The 3077-nt window shown below is 50.0% G+C and carries 1 rRNA gene; it reads right to left on the reverse strand.

Annotated features, from left to right (window positions below):
* Window positions 1-21: 21 nt before the first annotated feature.
* Window positions 22-2906, reverse strand: a 23S ribosomal RNA gene (locus DXA07_RS12860).
* Window positions 2907-3077: the final 171 nt, after the last annotated feature.

Consider the following 3077-nt stretch of genomic DNA (forward strand, 5'->3'; position numbering starts at 1 on the left):
CCGCTTATCTTTCGAACCTCTCAGGATAAGTCTTCGACCTATTAGTATCTGTCAGCTGAATGCGTTACCGCACTTACACCTCAGACCTATCAACCTCGTAGTCTTCAAGGGGTCTTATTTCTTTAAAGAATGGGATATCTAATCTTGAGGGGGGCTTCACGCTTAGATGCCTTCAGCGTTTATCCCTGCCGGACTTGGCTACTCTGCCATGCTGTTGGTCAACAACAGATACACCAGCGGTCCGTCCATCCCGGTCCTCTCGTACTAAGGACAGCTCCTCTCAAATATCCTACGCCCACGCCGGATAGGGACCGAACTGTCTCACGACGTTCTGAACCCAGCTCGCGTACCGCTTTAATGGGCGAACAGCCCAACCCTTGGAACCTGCTACAGCTCCAGGATGCGATGAGCCGACATCGAGGTGCCAAACCACTCCGTCGATGTGAACTCTTGGGAGTGATAAGCCTGTTATCCCCAGGGTAGCTTTTATCCGTTGAGCGATGGCAATCCCACGTTATACCACCGGATCACTAAGTCCTACTTTCGTACCTGCTCCACCCGTCGGTGTCGCAGTCAAGCTCCCTTCTGCCTTTGCACTCTTCGAATGGTTTCCGACCATTCTGAGGGAACCTTTGAGCGCCTCCGATACCCTTTCGGAGCGACCGCCCCAGTCAAACTCCCCGTCAGACATTGTCCCCCAGCCGGGTCACGGCTGCAGGTTAGAAACCCAGTACTGTAAGGGTGGTATCCCAAGGTCAGCTCCATGACAACTGGCGTCATCATTTCCTAGCTTCCCACCTATCCTGTACAGACAGTACCGAATCCCAGTATCAAACTGGAGTAAAGCTCCATGGGGTCTTTCCGTCCTGGCGCAGGTAACCAGCATCTTCACTGGTATTTCAATTTCACCGGGTGTGTTGTCGAGACAGTGCCCAAATCATTACGCCTTTCGTGCGGGTCGGAACTTACCCGACAAGGAATTTCGCTACCTTAGGACCGTTATAGTTACGGCCGCCGTTTACTGGGGCTTAAATTCAAACCTTCGCTTGCGCTAAGCTCTCCTCTTAACCTTCCAGCACCGGGCAGGCGTCAGCATATACCTCACCTTTCGGTTTTGCATAGACCTGTGTTTTTGCTAAACAGTTGCTTGGGCCATTTCTCTGCGGCCATATCTCTATGGCACTCCTTCTCCCGAAGTTACGGAGTCATTTTGCCGAGTTCCTTAACAACACTTCTCCCGCCGGCCTTAGGATTCTCTCCTCATCCACCTGTGTCGGTTTACGGTACGGGCACATACAAAACAATAGCGGCTTTTCTTGGCAGCTAGCTCACCAGCTTCGTTACTTATAGTTCACTCCGCATTACGTCTTCTCCTTGCAAGGGGGATTTGCCTCCCTTACGGATACCTCGCTTGCACCGGCTTTTCCATTTCCGGCTCTGGCTTTCTCTCTGCGTCCCCACAGTTCTGTTTGTATGTGGTACAGGAATTTCTACCTGTTATCCATCGACTACGACTTTCGTCCTCGCCTTAGGCCCCGACTTACCCAGGGAAGATCAGCTTTACCCTGGAAACCTTAGATATTCGGCCTTTAAGATTCTCACTTAAATCTCGCTACTCATTCCGGCATTCTCTCTTCTTAACACTCCACTGCTCCTTCCGGTACAGCTTCGTCACGTTAAGAATGCTCCTCTACCAATGTTTTCACATTCCATAGCTTCGGTGGTGTGTTTTAGCCCCGGACATTTTCGGCGCAGGACCTCTCGACTAGTGAGCTATTACGCACTCTTTGAATGTATGGCTGCTTCTGAGCCAACATCCTAGTTGTCTTCGAAATCCCACATCCTTTACCACTTAACACACACTTTGGGACCTTAGCTGATGGTCTGGGCTCTTTCCCTTTTGACTACCCAACTTATCTCGTGCAGTCTGACTCCCGTACATCATCTCTGCGGCATTCGGAGTTTGATAATCTTCGGTAAGCTTTGACGCCCCCTAGGATATTCAGTGCTCTACCTCCGCTAGACTAATACGAGGCTAGCCCTAAAGCTATTTCGAGGAGAACCAGCTATCTCCGGGTTCGATTGGAATTTCTCCCCTACCCACACCTCATCGCCACCCTTTTCAACGGATGTGCGTTCGGTCCTCCATTGCCTTTTACGGCAACTTCAACCTGGACATGGGTAGATCACCCGGTTTCGGGTCTTCTTATACTGACTTTACGTGCTATTAACACTTGCTTTCACTTCGGCTCCGTACCTGAGGTACTTAACCTTGCCAGCACAAGAAACTCGCCGGACCGTTCTACAAAAAGTACGCGGTTCTGCTTTATTCGCAGTTCCACAGCTTGTAAACACAGGGTTTCAGGTTCTCTTTCACTCCCCTCCCGGGGTCCTTTTCACCTTTCCTTCACAGTACTATGCGCTATCGGTCACTGAGTAGTATTTAGCCTTGGAGGGTGGTCCCTCCGCCTTCCCACAAGGTTTCTCGTGTCTCGTGGTACTCCGGATCCTGCTAGGTGTGTTTCTGATTTCATGTACGAGGCTTTCACTCTCTCTGGCGGGACTTCCCAGACCCTTCTACTATCTTCTACACTGCCATATCGCAGTCCATACCCCGTCGTGCACGCACAACGGTTTGGGCTCTTCCGCGTTCGCTCGCCGCTACTTACGGAATCGATGTTTCTTTCTCTTCCTCCGCCTACTTAGATGTTTCAGTTCAGCGGGTTCCCTCCGTATACCTATGTATTCAGTATACGGTGACTGAGGTTTGCTCAGCCGGGTTTCCCCATTCAGATATCTGCGGGTCATCGGATATTTGCTCCTTACCGCAGCTTTTCGCAGCTTATCACGTCTTTCTTCGGCTCTCAGTGCCAAGGCATCCACCCTGCGCTCTTTCTAACTTAACCTTACAGCATACGTAGCTTGATATGCTGTGGTCCGTTGCTATCTTCCGATAACTTGATTCGCGTTTTGTTTCAATCTCTTGAAACGTTTCTTGGATTATTTGATGTCTTGTTAATTATTAATGGCTTATTAATAATATCTCTTTTCTTTCTGTATGAAATTCTCAAGGTACA

The sequence above is a fragment of the Clostridium sp. AM54-37XD genome, assembly GCF_003478225.1.
Classification (GTDB): domain Bacteria; phylum Bacillota; class Clostridia; order Lachnospirales; family Lachnospiraceae; genus Coprococcus; species Coprococcus ammoniilyticus.